At 65.0% G+C, this 15,427-nt stretch carries 15 protein-coding genes and 1 pseudogene; 10 read left to right on the forward strand and 6 right to left on the reverse strand.

Translation table 11 applies throughout. The annotated features are described in order from the left end of the window. Positions 1-17: 17 nt before the first annotated feature. The 3 genes from VF673_RS01150 to VF673_RS01160 are packed head-to-tail and all read right to left on the reverse strand — an operon-like array spanning position 18 to position 1,424. Positions 18-674: a response regulator gene (locus VF673_RS01150; protein ID WP_440290880.1), complete on the reverse strand. Its 657-nt coding sequence runs from the start codon at positions 672-674 to the stop codon at positions 18-20. 14 nt (positions 675-688) lie between these two features. Next, positions 689-1,105 (reverse strand): hypothetical protein, encoded by a 417-nt coding sequence (locus VF673_RS01155; protein ID WP_440290589.1) that lies wholly within the window; start codon positions 1,103-1,105, stop codon positions 689-691. Between the two features lie 16 nt (positions 1,106-1,121). Continuing rightward, positions 1,122-1,424 carry a YciI family protein gene (locus VF673_RS01160; RefSeq protein ID WP_090537830.1) on the reverse strand — a complete coding sequence of 101 codons (303 nt, stop codon included), beginning with the start codon at positions 1,422-1,424 and terminating at the stop codon, positions 1,122-1,124. A 118-nt stretch (positions 1,425-1,542) separates the two neighbouring features. Between VF673_RS01160 and VF673_RS01165 the strand changes: the two genes are divergently transcribed. The 6 genes and pseudogenes from VF673_RS01165 to rluB form a co-directional block, all read left to right on the forward strand. After that, positions 1,543-2,418, forward strand: coding sequence for a PHP domain-containing protein (locus VF673_RS01165; protein ID WP_440290590.1), 876 nt, complete (start codon positions 1,543-1,545; stop codon positions 2,416-2,418). A gap of 37 nt (positions 2,419-2,455) precedes the next feature. Further along, positions 2,456-3,088 carry an L-threonylcarbamoyladenylate synthase gene (locus VF673_RS01170; protein ID WP_440290591.1) on the forward strand — a complete coding sequence of 211 codons (633 nt, stop codon included), beginning with the start codon at positions 2,456-2,458 and terminating at the stop codon, positions 3,086-3,088. A gap of 92 nt (positions 3,089-3,180) precedes the next feature. Further along, positions 3,181-4,401, forward strand: a complete 1,221-nt coding sequence (locus tag VF673_RS01175; RefSeq protein WP_440290592.1) for a tryptophan--tRNA ligase — start codon at positions 3,181-3,183, stop codon at positions 4,399-4,401. After that, positions 4,401-5,270 (forward strand): segregation and condensation protein A, encoded by an 870-nt coding sequence (locus VF673_RS01180; RefSeq protein WP_440290593.1) that lies wholly within the window; start codon positions 4,401-4,403, stop codon positions 5,268-5,270. The genes VF673_RS01175 and VF673_RS01180 overlap by 1 nt, the downstream gene beginning before the upstream one ends. Beyond that, a complete protein-coding gene (scpB, locus tag VF673_RS01185) occupies positions 5,251-6,000 on the forward strand; it encodes an SMC-Scp complex subunit ScpB (protein ID WP_440290594.1) in 750 nt (249 codons plus the stop codon). Before VF673_RS01180 ends, scpB begins: the two co-directional genes overlap by 20 nt. A gap of 83 nt (positions 6,001-6,083) precedes the next feature. After that, a pseudogene (gene rluB / locus VF673_RS01190) lies at positions 6,084-6,959 on the forward strand (23S rRNA pseudouridine(2605) synthase RluB); the annotation flags it as partial. 72 nt (positions 6,960-7,031) lie between these two features. Here the strand turns inward: rluB and VF673_RS01195 are convergent. From VF673_RS01195 to ubiG, 3 genes are read right to left on the reverse strand one after another with little or no spacing between them, the layout of a single operon-like run. Then, the gene (locus VF673_RS01195; protein WP_320330801.1) at positions 7,032-7,775 is read right to left on the reverse strand and encodes a YciK family oxidoreductase; all 744 of its coding nucleotides are present in this window, start codon (positions 7,773-7,775) and stop codon (positions 7,032-7,034) included. Next, a complete protein-coding gene (locus VF673_RS01200) occupies positions 7,768-8,448 on the reverse strand; it encodes an HAD-IA family hydrolase (protein ID WP_320330800.1) in 681 nt (226 codons plus the stop codon). The genes VF673_RS01195 and VF673_RS01200 overlap by 8 nt, the downstream gene beginning before the upstream one ends. 2 nt (positions 8,449-8,450) lie before the next feature. Next, positions 8,451-9,152, reverse strand: coding sequence for a bifunctional 2-polyprenyl-6-hydroxyphenol methylase/3-demethylubiquinol 3-O-methyltransferase UbiG (gene ubiG / locus VF673_RS01205; protein ID WP_273127195.1), 702 nt, complete (start codon positions 9,150-9,152; stop codon positions 8,451-8,453). A 187-nt stretch (positions 9,153-9,339) separates the two neighbouring features. On the opposite strand from ubiG, the gene VF673_RS01210 reads away from it, so the two are divergent. The 4 genes from VF673_RS01210 to pheA all read left to right on the forward strand — a co-directional run bounded on the left by VF673_RS01210 (position 9,340) and on the right by pheA (position 15,360). Beyond that, complete coding sequence (locus tag VF673_RS01210; protein ID WP_440290595.1) at positions 9,340-10,368, forward strand: S-methyl-5-thioribose-1-phosphate isomerase; 1,029 nt, start codon at positions 9,340-9,342, stop codon at positions 10,366-10,368. A 172-nt stretch (positions 10,369-10,540) separates the two neighbouring features. Continuing rightward, the gene (gene gyrA / locus VF673_RS01215) at positions 10,541-13,162 is read left to right on the forward strand and encodes a DNA gyrase subunit A (protein WP_440290596.1); all 2,622 of its coding nucleotides are present in this window, start codon (positions 10,541-10,543) and stop codon (positions 13,160-13,162) included. An 8-nt stretch (positions 13,163-13,170) separates the two neighbouring features. After that, a complete protein-coding gene (serC, locus tag VF673_RS01220) occupies positions 13,171-14,256 on the forward strand; it encodes a 3-phosphoserine/phosphohydroxythreonine transaminase (protein WP_440290597.1) in 1,086 nt (361 codons plus the stop codon). Between the two features lie 6 nt (positions 14,257-14,262). Continuing rightward, positions 14,263-15,360 carry a prephenate dehydratase gene (pheA, locus tag VF673_RS01225; protein WP_440290598.1) on the forward strand — a complete coding sequence of 366 codons (1,098 nt, stop codon included), beginning with the start codon at positions 14,263-14,265 and terminating at the stop codon, positions 15,358-15,360. The last annotated feature ends 67 nt before the right edge of the window (positions 15,361-15,427 follow it).

Consider the following 15,427-nt stretch of genomic DNA (forward strand, 5'->3'; position numbering starts at 1 on the left):
GGCGTCCGGAAACGGCATCAGCCATACAGATAGCCGCGCCCGCGGATCGACTGTATGCGGTTGCGCCCGTCGGCAAAACTGCCGAGCTTGCGTCGCAGATTGCTGATATGCATGTCCAGGCTGCGGTCATAGGGGCCCAGCGGCTTGCCCAGTGCCTGCCGGGACAGGGACTGGCGATCAACCAGCTGGCCGGCGTGCTCCAGCAGGGTCCTGAGGATCAGCGCCTCGGTCTGGGTCAGGGGCAGCAGCTCGTCATCCTGCCAGCACATCAGGCTGGCGGTGTCCATGCGCAGATCGCCGACTTGCAGTACCGGCGCATCGCTGCCTGCGGCGGAGCGGCGCAGCAGTGCTCGCAGGCGGGCCACCAGTTCCCTCGGGTCGGCGGGCTTGGCCAGATAGTCGTCGGCGCCCAGCTCCAGACCGAGGATGCGGTCCACCGGCTCGCCGCGGGCACTGAGCATCAGCAGCGGCGTGTTGCAGCTCTGACGCAGGGCGCGCAGCACCTCGAGGCCATTCATGCCGGGCAACATCATGTCCAGCACTATGGCACCATAGTCACCGTTGAGCGCTGCCTCCAGGCCCGCGGCGCCGTCATGTACGGCGGTCAGGCTGAAACCCTCCGCCTCGAGCCAGGAACCCAGCAGATCGCAGAGTTCCCGGTCGTCGTCGATCATCAGGATATGCTGTTTCAATTCAACCACATATTGCGTTTGCGACCACCACCCAGACGGCCCAGCAGCCAGCCGGCCAGCAGGCTGAGCGCCACAGTGGCACCGCCGACCGTGAACCATTTGCGTTGTTCTTCGCTGCGCTGGGTGTCAACCAGTTCCTCCATGACCGCCAGACGGTCACGCAGGGCTATGTTCTGCGTACTCAACTGCTCGATCTGCGCAGCGTTGTCATTGCCGCCGCCTGCCAGCTGGTCAGCCAGGCGCTGGCGCTCGGCTTCGATCCGGGCCAGCTCGGCCTGAAGGGTGCCTATGTCCTGTTCGGTCTGCTGTTCGATGGCAGACTCATCGGCGGGCGTGTCGGCAGACTGCGCAATGCCGGTCTGGGGAAGCCAGAGTGTGGCCAGCAGAGCGAGGATCAGGGGGCGGCTGGACATGTGGATTCTCCGGTCATCAGGCTGGCAGTACGCGTTTGAAAGGTTTTACCACGACCTGCGAATACACCCCGGCGCTGACATAGGGGTCGGCATCGGCCCAGGCGCGTGCTTCCTCCAGGGAGGCAAACTCGGCGACTACCAGACTGCCGGTGAACCCGGCTTCCCCGGGGTCGTTGGCGTCCACCGCGGGGTGGGGGCCGGCCAGCAGCAGGCGGCCGGCATCCTGCAGCTGCTGCAGGCGCTCCAGATGCGCCGGTCGGGCGGCCAGTCGGGCCTGGAGTGAGCCAGGCGCATCGCTGGCGATGATGGCGTAGAACATGGGTTCTCCTGATCGGTGAAGCGGGTCCTGGCGCCTACGTTATGCGATTCGGTTAGGTGTTGTCAGCGCCCAGGCGGCATAATAGCCGAATTCTCTTGCCGGATGACCGGAGACAGGCGTGTTGGTTGATCTTCATATGCACAGTACCGCGTCGGATGGTGCCCTGGCGCCGGCCGAGCTGATGGCCCGGGCGGCCGAGGCCGGTGTCGACCTGGTCGCTCTGACCGACCACGACTGCGTGGACGGTCTGGATGAGGCCCGTGACGCCGCTGCCCGGCTGGGCATGGCGTGGGTCAGTGGCGTTGAACTCTCGGCCCAGTGGCAGGGCCATACCGTGCACGTGCTGGGCTATGGCTTCGACCCTGCCGCACCGGGGTTGCAGGACGCCCTGGGGCAGGTGCGCCAGGGGCGCTGGCGCCGGGCCGAACAGATTGCCGAGCGATTGGCCGCCAAGCGCATGCCCGGCGCCCTGGAGGGCGCGCTGGCTGCCCAGCGCGCCGCTGGGGGCGACCCCGACAGCCCACCGGCGCGGCCGCACTTTGCTGACTGGATGGTGCAGGCCGGCCATGTCCGTGATCAGGGCGAGGCTTTCCGCAAGTGGCTGGGGGCCGGCAAGCTGGGGGATATCAAGCAGCACTGGCCGACCCTGGCCGAGGCGGTGCAGCAGCTGCGTGGGGCAGGCGGGGTTGCGGTGCTGGCGCACCCCTGGCATTACGGCTTCACCCGGGCCCGGCTGCGGCGCCTGCTGCGCGACTTCGCCGAGGCCGGCGGGCGCGGTCTGGAGGTGGTCAATGGCAAGCAGGCCCCGGAGCAGGTCGGGTTGCTGGGCCGGCTGAGCATCGAGTTCGGATTCCTGGCCAGTGTCGGCAGTGATTTCCACCATCCGGCAGCCCCGTGGATGGCCCTGGGGGCCATGACGCCCCTGCCGAGCGACTGCCAGCCGCTGTGGACCGACAACCAATTTACCGATGCGGTTGTGATGCATGCTCAATAAATCCTAAACTCCTGCTAAACAACGCGAGATTACTGCCGTGAGCCAATATTTTCAGATCCACCCGGACAACCCCCAGCCGCGGCTGATCAGCCAGGCGGTTGAGATCATCCGTGCGGGCGGGGTGATCGCCTATCCGACCGACTCGGCCTATGCACTGGGCTGTCATCTCGGCGACAAGAACGCGCTGGAGCGCATTCGGCGGCTGCGGCAGCTGGACGACAAGCACAACTTCACGCTGGTGTGCCGCGACCTCTCCGAGCTGGGGGTCTACGCGAAGGTGGACAATGCCACCTTCCGCGCATTGAAGAACAACACTCCGGGGCCCTATACCTTCATTCTGCACGCCACCACCGAAGTGCCCCGGCGGCTGCTGCACCCCAAACGGCGCACCATAGGCCTGCGGATACCCGGTCACCGCATTACCCAAGCGCTGCTCGAGGCCCTGGGCGAGCCGCTGATGAGCGTCACCCTGATGCTGCCCGGCGAGGACCTGCCGCTGACCGATCCGGAGGATATCCGCGACCGGCTGGACAAGCATGTGGATCTGATCATTGACGGCGGCGCCTGCGCCATCGAGCCGACCACTGTGGTGGCGCTGCTCAATGGCGAGACTGAGGTGCGCCGCATCGGTCTCGGCGATCCCGAGCCCTTCGGTGCAAGCCGTGACTGAAGCCACGCCGGCCGCCGACCAGAGCGTCGGTGGCCGGCAACTAACCGACGACTGCCAACCCCTATGAACTACCAGACAATCAGGAGTATCCCTTGAGTTCCGTTGAATCCCGGCACCGGGTCGTATCCGGCATGCGTCCTACCGGACGCCTGCATCTTGGTCATTATCACGGTGTGCTGAAGAACTGGGTGAAGCTGCAGCATGAGTACGAGTGCTTCTTCTTTGCCGCCGACTGGCACGCTCTGACCACCCTCTACGAAAACCCGCAGGACATCGAACAGAACGTCTGGGACATGATGATCGACTGGCTGGCAGCCGGCGTCAGTGGCACCTCCGCGACCCTGTTCATCCAGTCACAGGTGCCGGAACACGCCGAACTCAGTCTGCTGCTGGGCATGTCCACCCCGCTCAGCTGGCTGGAGCGGGTGCCGACCTACAAGGATCAGCAGGAAAAACTGCGCGAGCTGGATCTGGCCACCTACGGTTTCCTCGGTTACCCGCTGCTGATGAGTGCGGATATCCTGATCTACCGCGCCGGCCTGGTGCCGGTGGGCGCCGATCAGCTGTCCCACGTGGAGATTACCCGGGAGCTGGCGCGCCGCTTCAACCATCTGTATGGCAAGGAGCCGGGGTTCGAGGACAAGGCCCGTGCGGCAATCCAGAAGATGGGCAAGAAGGCTGCCAAGCTCTACAGCAACCTGCGCGCCGCGTACCAGGAGCAGGGCGATGCCGAGGCCCTGGAAACGGCTCGAGCGCTGTTGCAGGAGCAGCAGAACATCACCCTGGGTGACAAGGAACGCCTGTTCGGTTACCTGGAAGGCGGTGGCAAGGTCATCCTGCCCGAGCCGCAGGCGCTGCTGACCCCGGCCTCGAAGATGCCGGGGCTGGATGGGCAGAAGATGTCCAAATCCTATGGCAATACCATCACGCTGCGCGACACCACCGACGAAGTGAGCGAGAAGGTGCGTCGCATGCCGACCGATCCGGCCCGTGTGCGGCGCACCGATGCGGGTGATCCGGACAAGTGCCCGGTCTATCAGCTGCACCTGGTGTACACCGATCAGGCCACCCACGACTGGGTCAATCAGGGCTGCCGCAGCGCCGGCATCGGCTGTCTGGACTGCAAGAAGCCGGTGATCGACGCTATCTGCGCTGAACTGGGCCCGATCCAGCAGCGGGCCGTGGAGTACGAAGGCAATCCGGATGCGGTGCGCCTGATCCTCAACGAAGGTGCCGAGCGCGCCCGTGATGCGGCCCGTGATACCCTCAACGAAGTGCGCCAGGCTATGGGCCTGAGCTACCGCCGCGGCTGATGAGCACTCGCGAGCCGGAGCAACCGTCCGCCGCTGCCCCGCCAGCGGCGCCGCCGGTTGCTCCGGCTCCGGTGCAGCATGAGCTGCCGCTGGCCATCGTCAACGGCCAGCCGCTTACCGAACTGCCCCAGGATCTGTACATACCGCCCCAGGCGCTGGAGGTCTTTCTTGATGCCTTCGAAGGGCCCCTGGATCTGCTGCTGTATCTGATACGCCGGCAGAACCTGGATATCCTCGACATCCCCGTTGCCCAGATCACACACCAGTACATGGGTTACGTGGAGCTGATGAAGGCCGTGCGCCTGGAGCTGGCCGCCGAATACCTGGTGATGGCGGCCATGCTGGCGGAGATCAAGTCGCGCATGCTGCTGCCACGCCAGGAGACCCAGGGTGACGAGGAAGAGGACCCCCGGGCGGAGCTGATCCGGCGGCTGCAGGAATACGAACGTTTCCGCCAGGCCGCCGAGCAGCTGGACGAGCTGCCGCGAGTGGGTCGGGATATCGCCCTGGCCAGCGCTGCGCCGCCGGCCCTGCAGGCGCGGACCGCCCATCCGCCGGTGAGCATGGAGGAGCTGTTGCTGTCGCTCGCCGAGGTGCTGCGTCGGGCGGACATGTTCGAAAGTCATCAGATCAGTCGCGAGACACTGTCGACCCGAGAGCGCATGACACAGGTACTGGAGCGGCTCAAGGGCGGCCAGTTCGTGCCCTTCAGCGGCCTCTTCACTCCCGAGGAGGGGCGGCTCGGAGTGGTGGTGACCTTCATGGCGGTGCTCGAGCTGATCAAGGAACAACTGGTCGATCTGGTGCAGAGCGAGCCCTTTGCACCCATTCACGTCAAGGTAAGGACAGATGTCACAGCCAGCGCTTGAACGGATTCTCGAGGCGGTGCTGCAGGCGGCGGGCAAGCCGCTGAGCCTGGAGCGCATGCGTGAACTCTTCGACGAGCACCTGACGCCCTCGGCGCAGGAGCTGCGCAGCGCGCTGACCCGTTTGCAGGAGGAGTATGCCGACCGGGCGGTGGAGTTGCGCGAGGTGGCCGGTGGCTGGCGTCTGCAGGTGCGCAGTGATTATGCCGAGTGGGTCGGTCGGCTCTGGGAGGAGCGGCCGCAGCGCTACTCCCGGGCACTGCTGGAGACCCTGGCGCTGATCGCCTATCGCCAGCCTGTAACCCGGGGCGAGATCGAGGAAGTGCGGGGCGTGGCGGTGAGCAGCCAGATCATCCGCACGCTGCTGGATCGGGAATGGGTACGGGTGGTCGGCCATAGGGAGGTGCCGGGCCGACCGGCCATGTACGCTACCACCCGGCAGTTTCTCGACTACTTCAATCTGACCAGTCTGGCCGAGCTGCCGCCACTGGCGGAGCTGCGTGAACCCAGCGAGGTGCTGGAGCACCCGCCGCTGGCCGATGAGCAGGCACCTGACGGCACGCAGCCTGCCTGGCCGCCGGCCGACAGTGGCGAGGAGGAGGTGGAGACCGGCACCGACTTCCATACCCTGCTCGAAGAACTCAATGCAATGGAGACCGGCCTCAAGACCGATTTTGCCGACCTGCCGCCACCGGGGATGGATGTCGAGCCCGAGGATCCGGACGAGCAGTAGATCCCGCTGGCTGCTGCGCGGGCAGGGTGCTATTCTGCGCACCCATCCGTTCATTTCAGTCGCAAACACACCGGGAGGTGCCCATGACAGACCAACCCATCAATCCCGAACTGCAGGAAGACGTGCCTGCCGCCGGGGAAAAACTGCAGAAAGTCCTGGCCCGCATGGGGCTGGGTTCCCGCCGCCAGGTCGAGGAGTGGATCTCCGCCGGTCGGGTAACCGTCAACGGTGAACCGGCACGTCTGGGTTGTCGCGTGGACAGCCTCGACCAGATCGCCGTCGATGGCCGCCCGCTCAAGCGTGACCTCAACACCGAAGTGGTACGCCGGGTGCTGATCTACAACAAGCCCGAGGGCGAGGTGTGCACCCGTGACGACCCCGAAGGGCGCCCGACCGTGTTCGACCAGCTGCCGCGGCTCAAGCAGGGGCGCTGGGTCAATGTCGGACGACTGGATATCAACACCACCGGGTTGCTGCTGTTCACCACTGATGGCGAGCTGGCGAACCGGCTGATGCATCCGTCCTGGCAGATGGACCGCGAGTACGCGGTCCGCGTGATGGGCGAGGTGGACGAGGAGATGATCGAGCGGCTCAAGGAGGGCGTCATGCTCGAGGACGGGCCGGCGCGCTTCACCGACATCGTCAGTTCCGGTGGCGAGGGTATCAACCGCTGGTTCCATGTCTGTCTGCTGGAGGGCCGCAACCGCGAAGTGCGACGCCTGTGGGAATCCCAGGGCGTGCGGGTCAACCGTCTCAAGCGGGTACGTTTCGGGCCGGTGTTCCTGGGCGCGGAGGTGCCGGTGGGGCGCTGGCGTGAGATGAACCAGCAGGAGCTGGATGTGCTCAGCGCCGAAGTCGGACTGCCGCCGGTGCGTCTGCCCGAAGTCAGCGTGGCGGAGAAGGAAAGGCAGAAGCGCCAGTCGCGCAAGCCCTCCATGCACCAGGCGCGCTCGGTACGCCAGAGCAAGCCCAGGGACAGGGATCGGCGCCGCTGATCGATCTGAGGCCCCGGTTCGCCGGGGCCTGTCATTTCAGCCCCGCGCGTCCAGCGCCTGGCCGTTGACCTTCCGGCTGTCGGGGCCCAGCAGGTACAGGAAGGCCGGCATGATATCCGCCGGTTCGGGGTTCTTCTCCGGCTCCTCGGCGGGGTAGGCCGCCTTGCGCATCGCAGTGCGGGTCGCGCCGGGATTGATGCTGTTGACCCGAATCTCGCTGGTACCTTCCTGCTCATCGGCCAGCACCTGCATCAGCCCTTCCAGGGCGAACTTGCTGACCGCATAGGGGCCCCAGTAGGCCCGTGCCCGGCGGCCGACGCTGGAGGACACGAAAATCACCGAGGCATCCGGCGCAGCGCGCAGCAGCGGCATCATCGCCTTGGTCAGGGCGAAGGGCGCGTTGACGTTGACCTGCATCAGCCTGAGCCAGTCCTCGTTCTTGACCTGATCGAGCAGGGTACGCGGGCCAAGCTGCGCAGCATTGTGGACCAGGCCGTCGAGCTTGCCGAAGGTATCGAACAGCTGGTCGGCCAGGTCGTTGTAATCCTTCTCTGCCGCCGTCTCCAGATTCAGCGGACAGATCGCCGGCTGCGGATACCCGGCTTTCTCTATTTCGTCGTACACCGCCTCCAGCTTGGCCAGGGTGCGGCCCAGCAGCACCACGGTGGCGCCGTGGGCGGCACAGGCCAGGGCGCAGGCGCGACCGATGCCGTCGCCGGCGCCGGTGACCAGAATGACACGTCCCTGCAGCAGATCCGGTGAGGCCTGGTAATCAAACATGGGAAGACTCCTGTTGTTTCAGCTGCTCCAGCCAGGGGCGCAGGGCAGCGGCGTTCCTGATGGTGAAATCGGCGTTCCAGTGTAACGGATCATCCCCGGGGGGAAGATAGCCATAGAGCGCTGCGACCGTGCGCATGCCGGCAGCGTGCCCGGCCTGGATGTCCCGCAGGTGATCACCGACGTAGACACTGCGTGCCGGATCCACACCCATCTTGGCACAGGCCTTGAGCAGGGGCTCGGGGTGCGGCTTGCCCCGGCTGACCTGATCGGGGCACACCAGGCTGGCGCAGCGCCCGGCCAGACCCACCGCTTCGAGCAGCGGGATGCTGAACCGGCTCATCTTGTTGGTTACCACGCCCCAGGGCAGCTGCTCGGCGTCGAGCCAGTCGAGCAGCTCGACAATACCCGGAAAGGGGCGGGTGTGGCGGGCAATGTCCTGCTGGTAGCGCTCCAGAAACTCGTCCCTGAGCTCGGCGAACTGCGCATGCTCCGGGGTGATGGAAAAGGCGGCGCAGAGCATGCCGGCGGAGCCATCGGAGACCGTGGAGCGGATCAGGTGCAGCGGTGCTTCCGGCATGCCGCGTTGCTCGCGCATGCTGTGGATGATCGCGAGAAAGTCCTCGACCGTATCCAGCAGTGTGCCGTCCAGGTCGAAAAGTACTGCCTGGAGCATGGTCACTGACCGCGCTGGCAGTGGATCATGTAGTTGACGTCCACGTCCGGGGCGAGCTTGTAGTGGCGCAGCAGCGGGTTGTAGGTCAGGCCGATGATGTCCCGGGTATCCAGGTCCGCTTCCCGAGCCCAGCGGCTCAATTCGGCCGGGCGGATGAACTTGGCATATTCGTGGGTGCCGCGCGGCAGCATGCGCAGCAGGTATTCTGCACCGACAATGGCAAAGGCGAAGGCTTTCGGGTTGCGGTTGATGGTGGAGAAGAACACGTGGCCGCCCGGCTTGACCAGGGTGGCGCAGGCGCGGATGACAGAGGCCGGATCGGGGACGTGCTCGAGCATCTCCATGCAGGTCACTACATCGAAGCGCCCGGGGTGGAGTTCGGCCATTTCCTCGGCGGTGCACTGCTGGTAGTCCACCTGCACTCCGGACTCGAGCTGATGCAGACGGGCAACCGCCAGTGGCGCTTCGCCCATGTCGATACCGGTGACATTGGCGCCACGCTGGGCCATGGCTTCGCTGAGAATGCCTCCGCCGCAGCCGACGTCCAGGACTTCCTTGCCGGCCAGTGATGCCTTGTCGTCAATCCAGTTGGTACGCAGCGGGTTGATCTCGTGCAGTGGCTTGAATTCGCTCTCACGGTCCCACCAGCGGCTGGCCAGTGCTTCGAATTTGGCAACTTCCGCACGATCGACGTTAAGCGTCATTTCAATCCCCTCATTGAATTAGCCGGCCCCCGCGGGGCTGATATCTGTTATTGACCTGCCGTGTCGCGGGCCGCCCGGGTTGCGGACGGCTTTCGGCAGTATACCCTCTGCTCCCGGGCTGGGGCAGTGACATTTGCGCACGCGCCGAGGCGCTGGGGGTATAATGGCGTTTTCGCTGGAGTCCCCCATGCAGTTTCCTTCCCGGGATCAGGTGCCGCCGGCCGCATCGGCACTGGAATGGCACACCAATCATCTGCGCCTGCTCGATCATCGGAGTCTTCCCGAGGCCCGGGTGTGGGTGGAATGTTGGGATGCGGATGAGGTGGCAGACGCCATCGTCCAGGGCGTGGTCCCGGGTGCGGCCGCCGGCGTGGTGGCGGCCTACGGTATCGCCCTGGCGGCGCGCCGTATCGGTCGGAGCGCTGACTGGCTGGCGGCACTGAAACCTGATCTGACGCTGCTGGCCGGGTCGTCACCGGCATCGGCTCAGCTGGGCTGGGTGCTGGGCGTCGTGACCGATCGGCTGCAGCGTCTGCCTTCCAGCGGAGCGGATGTGCCGGAGCTGCTGGCGCAGCTGGCCATGGATCTGCATCTGAGTGATCGGGAGGCGGCGCGCAGCATGGGCCAGCTGGGGCTGCAGGTCCTCAAGCGTCATGCCAGTCAGTCGCAGCGATTGCTGGCGATGCCCGGCAATCTGGCCGGCGGCAGTCTGCGTGGGCTGCTGGAGCTGGTCCGTGCCGCCCATGGGGCGGGACTGATGGAGCATCTCCATCTGTGTGCGGATCAGGATGCCGGGGCGTTGCGCCTGGCGCGCTGGGCGCTGGAGCAGGATGGGGTGCCGGTCAGTGCTCAGGTACTCGCTGCAGCCGGCCAGCTGATGAAGGGCGACAATCTGCACTGGGTGGTGGTGGGTGCCCAGCGCGTTGCCGCCAACGGTGATGTGATCAGCGATCTGGGCACCTATGCGCTGGCGGTGCTGGCCATGCACCATGGGCTGCGTTTCATGGTGGTTGCGCCCAGCTCCGCGTTCGATGCGGAGCTGGAGGATGCGGATGAGATCGAGCCCGAGGATGCGCTGCTGCAGCGCGATGGGCGGTTGCAACTGGATGTCACCCCGGCGGAGCTCATCGATGTGCTGGTAACCGAGCGCGGGGTGGTCGAGCGTCCCGATGCCAGCCGAATCGCCGAGTTGCTGAGTCCGCTGCGGCTGCACTGAATAATGTCGTCGATCGCCTGTGATGCCGAGCACGGGATTGTCGGGCAACTCCCGTCGGGTCATGGGGTGTGGTATCATTTGGCGCTTTGATCCGGACCCGACAGGGCCTCGTTCCGCGTTGTGTACGCATGGTCACCCCCGCGGTGGCCGACAATAAAAGGAATGCCGTTTCATGGGTGAGCTGGCCAGAGAGATCCTTCCAGTCAATATTGAAGATGAGATGAAGCAGTCGTACCTCGACTACGCGATGAGCGTGATCGTGGGACGGGCGCTGCCGGATGTGCGCGACGGACTCAAGCCGGTGCACCGCCGGGTGCTGTTCGCCATGAGCGAGCTGAAGAACGACTGGAACAAGCCCTATCTCAAGTCTGCCCGTGTGGTCGGTGACGTGATCGGTAAATACCACCCCCACGGTGACTTGGCGGTCTACGACACCATAGTGCGCATGGCCCAGCCGTTCTCCCTGCGCTACCTGCTGGTGGACGGTCAGGGCAACTTCGGTTCGGTGGACGGTGACAGCGCGGCAGCCATGCGTTACACCGAAATCCGCATGACCAGGCTGACCCATGAGCTGCTGGCGGACCTGGACAAGGAAACCGTCGACTGGGTCGACAACTACGACGGCTCCCTGCAGATTCCCGAGGTGCTGCCGACCCGTATCCCCAACCTGCTGGTCAACGGTTCCAGCGGTATTGCGGTGGGCATGGCGACCAACATCCCGCCGCACAACCTCACCGAGGTGATCAACGGCTGTCTGGCGATGATCGCCAATCCGGATATCACCATCGACGAGCTGATGGAGCACATTCCCGGCCCGGACTTCCCCACCGCCGGCATCATCAATGGCCGTGCCGGTATCGTCGAGGCCTACCGCACCGGCCGTGGCCGCATTTACGTGCGTGCCCGCTGCGAGATCGAGGATATCGACAAGGTCGGCGGCCGGCAGCAGATCATCATCAACGAGCTGCCGTACCAGGTGAACAAGGCCAGGCTGATCGAGCGCATCGCCGAGCTGGTCAAGGAAAAGAAACTCGAGGGCATCAGCGAGCTGCGTGACGAGTCCGACAAGGACGGCATGCGCGTGGTGATCGAACTGCGCCGTGGCGAAGTGGCCGAGGTGGTGCTCAACAACCTCTATGCCCAGACCCAGATGCAGAGCGTGTTCGGCATCAACGTGGTGGGTCTGCTGGACGGCCAGCCGCGCATCCTCAACCTGAAGGAGCTGCTGGACGCCTTCATCCGCCACCGCCGCGAGGTGGTGACCCGCCGCACCGTCTACGAACTGCGCAAGGCCCGCGAGCGCGGCCATATCCTCGAAGGCCAGGCGGTGGCCCTGTCCAACATCGATCCGGTGATCGAGCTGATCAAGGCTTCGCCGTCCCCGGCCGAAGCCCGCGAGCGCCTGCTGGCGACCGCCTGGGAGCCGGGCAGCGTGATGGAGATGGTCGAGCGTGCCGGTGCCGAATCCTGCCGTCCCGATGAGCTGCCCGAGCAGTACGGTCTGCGTGACGGCAAGTACTACCTGTCTCCGGAACAGGCCCAGGCCATCCTTGATCTGCGCCTGCACCGCCTGACCGGTCTGGAACACGAGAAGCTGCTGACCGAGTATCAGGAGATCCTGGTTCAGATCGGCGAGCTGCTGCGCATCCTCAACAGCGAGGTGCGCCTGATGGAAGTCATCGTCGAGGAGCTGGAGCAGATCCGTGACAGCTACGGCGATGAGCGCCGCACCGAGATCGTGGCTTCGCGCATGGATCTGAGTGTGGCCGATCTGATCACCGAGGAAGACCGCGTGGTGACCATTTCCCACGGCGGTTATGCCAAGAGCCAGCCGCTGGCCGACTACCAGGCCCAGCGCCGTGGCGGTCGCGGCAAGGCCGCGACCGGGGTAAAGGACGAGGATTACGTATCCCACCTGCTGGTGGCCAACAGTCACACCACGCTGATGCTGTTTTCCAGCAAGGGCAAGGTGTACTGGCTCAAGACCTACGAGATTCCCGAGGCCTCGCGTACCGCCCGCGGCCGGCCGCTGGTCAACCTGCTGCCGCTGGAAGAGGGCGAGTTCATCACCGCCATGCTGCCGGTGGAGGAGTACACCGAGGGCTGGTACGTGTTCATGGCCACCGCCAACGGCACCGTGAAGAAGACCCCGCTGCCGCAGTTCAGTCGTCAGCGCAGTGTTGGTCTGATCGCGCTGGATCTGGACGAGGGCGACATCCTGATCGGCGCTGCCCTGACCGATGGCAGCAAGCAGGTCATGCTGTTCTCCGACGGCGGCAAGGTGACCCGTTTCGAGGAGTCCGACGTCCGGCCGATGGGCCGTACCGCGCGCGGCGTGCGCGGCATGCGCCTGGCCGACGGGCAGCGACTGGTGTCCATGCTGATTGCCGAGGAGGGTACGCAGATTCTGACCGCCTCCGAAAACGGTTACGGCAAGCGTACGCCGGTGGAGGACTTCCCGCAGTACAAGCGGGGTGGCCAGGGCGTCATCGCCATGATCACCAACGAACGCAATGGTCCGCTGGTCGGCGCGGTACAGGTGGTCGACGGCGAGGAAATCATGCTGATCTCGGATCAGGGTACTCTGGTGCGTACCCGGGTGTCCGAGGTCTCAAGCCTGTCCCGCAACACCCAGGGCGTGACCCTGATCAAGCTGTCCAACGGCGAGAAGCTGGTGGGTCTTGAGCGGGTGCAGGAGCCTTCCGATGACGAGGAAGGCGATGATGAAGAGATGGGCGATACCGACGCCGGTGCAGCCGAAGGCAGTACCGGAACCACAGACGCAGAAGAGTAGAGGTCAAGGTGAGCAAACGCGTGTTCAATTTCTGTGCTGGCCCGGCAGCGTTGCCGGAAGCCGTATTGCAGACAGCCCAGGCTGAGCTGCTGGACTGGCAGGGCAAGGGCCTGTCGGTCATGGAAATGAGCCACCGCAGTGACGAGTTCGTGGGTATCGCCGAGCGGGCCGAACAGGACCTGCGCGACCTGCTCGCCGTCCCGTCGGACTACAAGGTGCTGTTCCTGCAGGGTGGCGCCAGTCAGCAGTTCGCGCAGATCCCGCTGAATCTGCTGGGCGAGGGCGGCAGTGCCGACTACATCGACACCGGCATCTGGTCGCGCAAGGCCATCGAGGAGGCCTCCCGTTACGGTCACGTCAACGTCGCGGCCTCGGCCAAGGGCTACGATTACTTCGCCATCCCCGGGCAGAACGAGTGGCAGCTGTCGGCCGATGCCGCCTATGTGCACTACACCCCGAACGAAACCATCGGCGGCCTGGAGTTCAACTGGATTCCCGAGGTGGGTGACAAGCCGCTGGTGGCGGACATGTCCTCCACCATACTGTCCCGTCCGCTGGATGTATCGCGTTTCGGCCTGATCTACGCCGGCGCGCAGAAGAACATCGGCCCCAGTGGCCTGGTGGTGGTCATCATCCGCGAGGACCTGCTCGGCAAGGCCCACAGCAAGTGCCCGACCATGCTCGATTACAGCGTGGCCGCCGCCAATGGCTCCATGTACAACACCCCGCCGACCTTCGCCTGGTACCTGTCCGGGCTGATCTTCCAGTGGCTCAGGGAGCAGGGTGGGCTGGAGGCGATTCAGCGCATCAACGACGCCAAGCAGCGCAAGCTGTACGCCGCGATCGATGCCAGCGAGCTGTACACCAACCCGATCAATGTCGCCGACCGCTCCTGGATGAACGTGCCTTTCCGTCTGGCCGACGACCGTCTGGACAAGGCGTTCCTGGCCGGTGCCGAAGAACGCGGCCTGCTCAACCTCAAGGGGCATCGCTCGGTGGGTGGCATGCGTGCCTCCATCTACAATGCCGTGCCCGAGGCGGCGGTGGATGCGCTGGTGGCCTACATGGCCGAATTCGAAAAACAGCACGGTTGATCAGCGATGTCAGAAGAAGCCCAACTCAAGGCCCTGCGTAACCGGATCGACGCCATCGACGAGAAGGTTCTGGAGCTGATCAGCGAGCGTGCCCGCTGTGCCCAGGTGGTGGCCGAGGTGAAGCAGAAGACCCTGGCCGAGGGCGAGCAGCCGGTGTTCTACCGCCCCGAGCGCGAGGCCCAGGTACTCAAGCGCATCATGGAGCTGAACAAGGGGCCGCTGGACAACGAAGAGGTTGCCCGGCTGTTCCGCGAGATCATGTCTGCCTGCCTGGCACTGGAAGAGCCGCTGCGTGTGGCCTATCTGGGGCCCGAGGGTACCTTCACCCAGGCCGCGGCGCTCAAGCATTTCGGTCACTCGGTGAAGAGCCTGCCGATGGCGGCCATCGATGAGATCTTCCGCGAGGTGGCGGCCGGCGCCATGCATTTCGGCGTGGTGCCGGTGGAGAATTCCACCGAGGGTGCGATCAACCACACCCTGGACAGCTTCCTTGAGCATGACCTGGTCATCTGCGGCGAGGTGGAGCTGCGCATTCACCACCATCTGCTGGTGGGCGAGAACACCCGGGTGGACAAGATTTCCCGGGTCTACTCCCATGCCCAGTCCCTGGCGCAGTGCCGCAAGTGGCTGGATGCCCACTACCCCAACATCGAGCGGGTGGCGGTGGCCAGCAATGCGGATGCGGCGCGCCGGGTGCAGAGCGAGTGGAATTCGGCGGCCATCGCCGGCGACATGGCCTGCGAACTCTACGGGCTGACCCGGATTGCCGAGAAGATCGAGGACCGCCCGGACAACTCCACGCGTTTCCTGATCATCGGCAATCAGGAAGTGCCGCCGACCGGCGATGACAAGACCTCGGTGATCGTGTCCATGAGCAACCGTCCGGGCGCGCTGCATCATCTGCTGCAGCCGTTCCACGACAACGGCGTGGACCTGACGCGCATCGAGACCCGTCCCTCGCGCAGTGGCAAGTGGACCTACGTGTTCTTCATCGACTTCCTCGGCCATCAGCATGATCCGCTGGTCAAGGATGCACTGGAAAAGATTCGCGATGAGTCGGTAGGGCTGAAGATTCTCGGTTCCTACCCCAAAGCAGTACTTTGAAACTGTCGCAGCAGGCCGCAAGCGTCCGGCGAAAGGCGATGCTTGGGGCCTGCCGCCTGAAGCTTGA

The sequence above is a fragment of the Halopseudomonas sp. Lyrl_26 genome (genome assembly GCF_051948695.1).
Lineage (GTDB): Bacteria > Pseudomonadota > Gammaproteobacteria > Pseudomonadales > Pseudomonadaceae > Halopseudomonas > Halopseudomonas formosensis.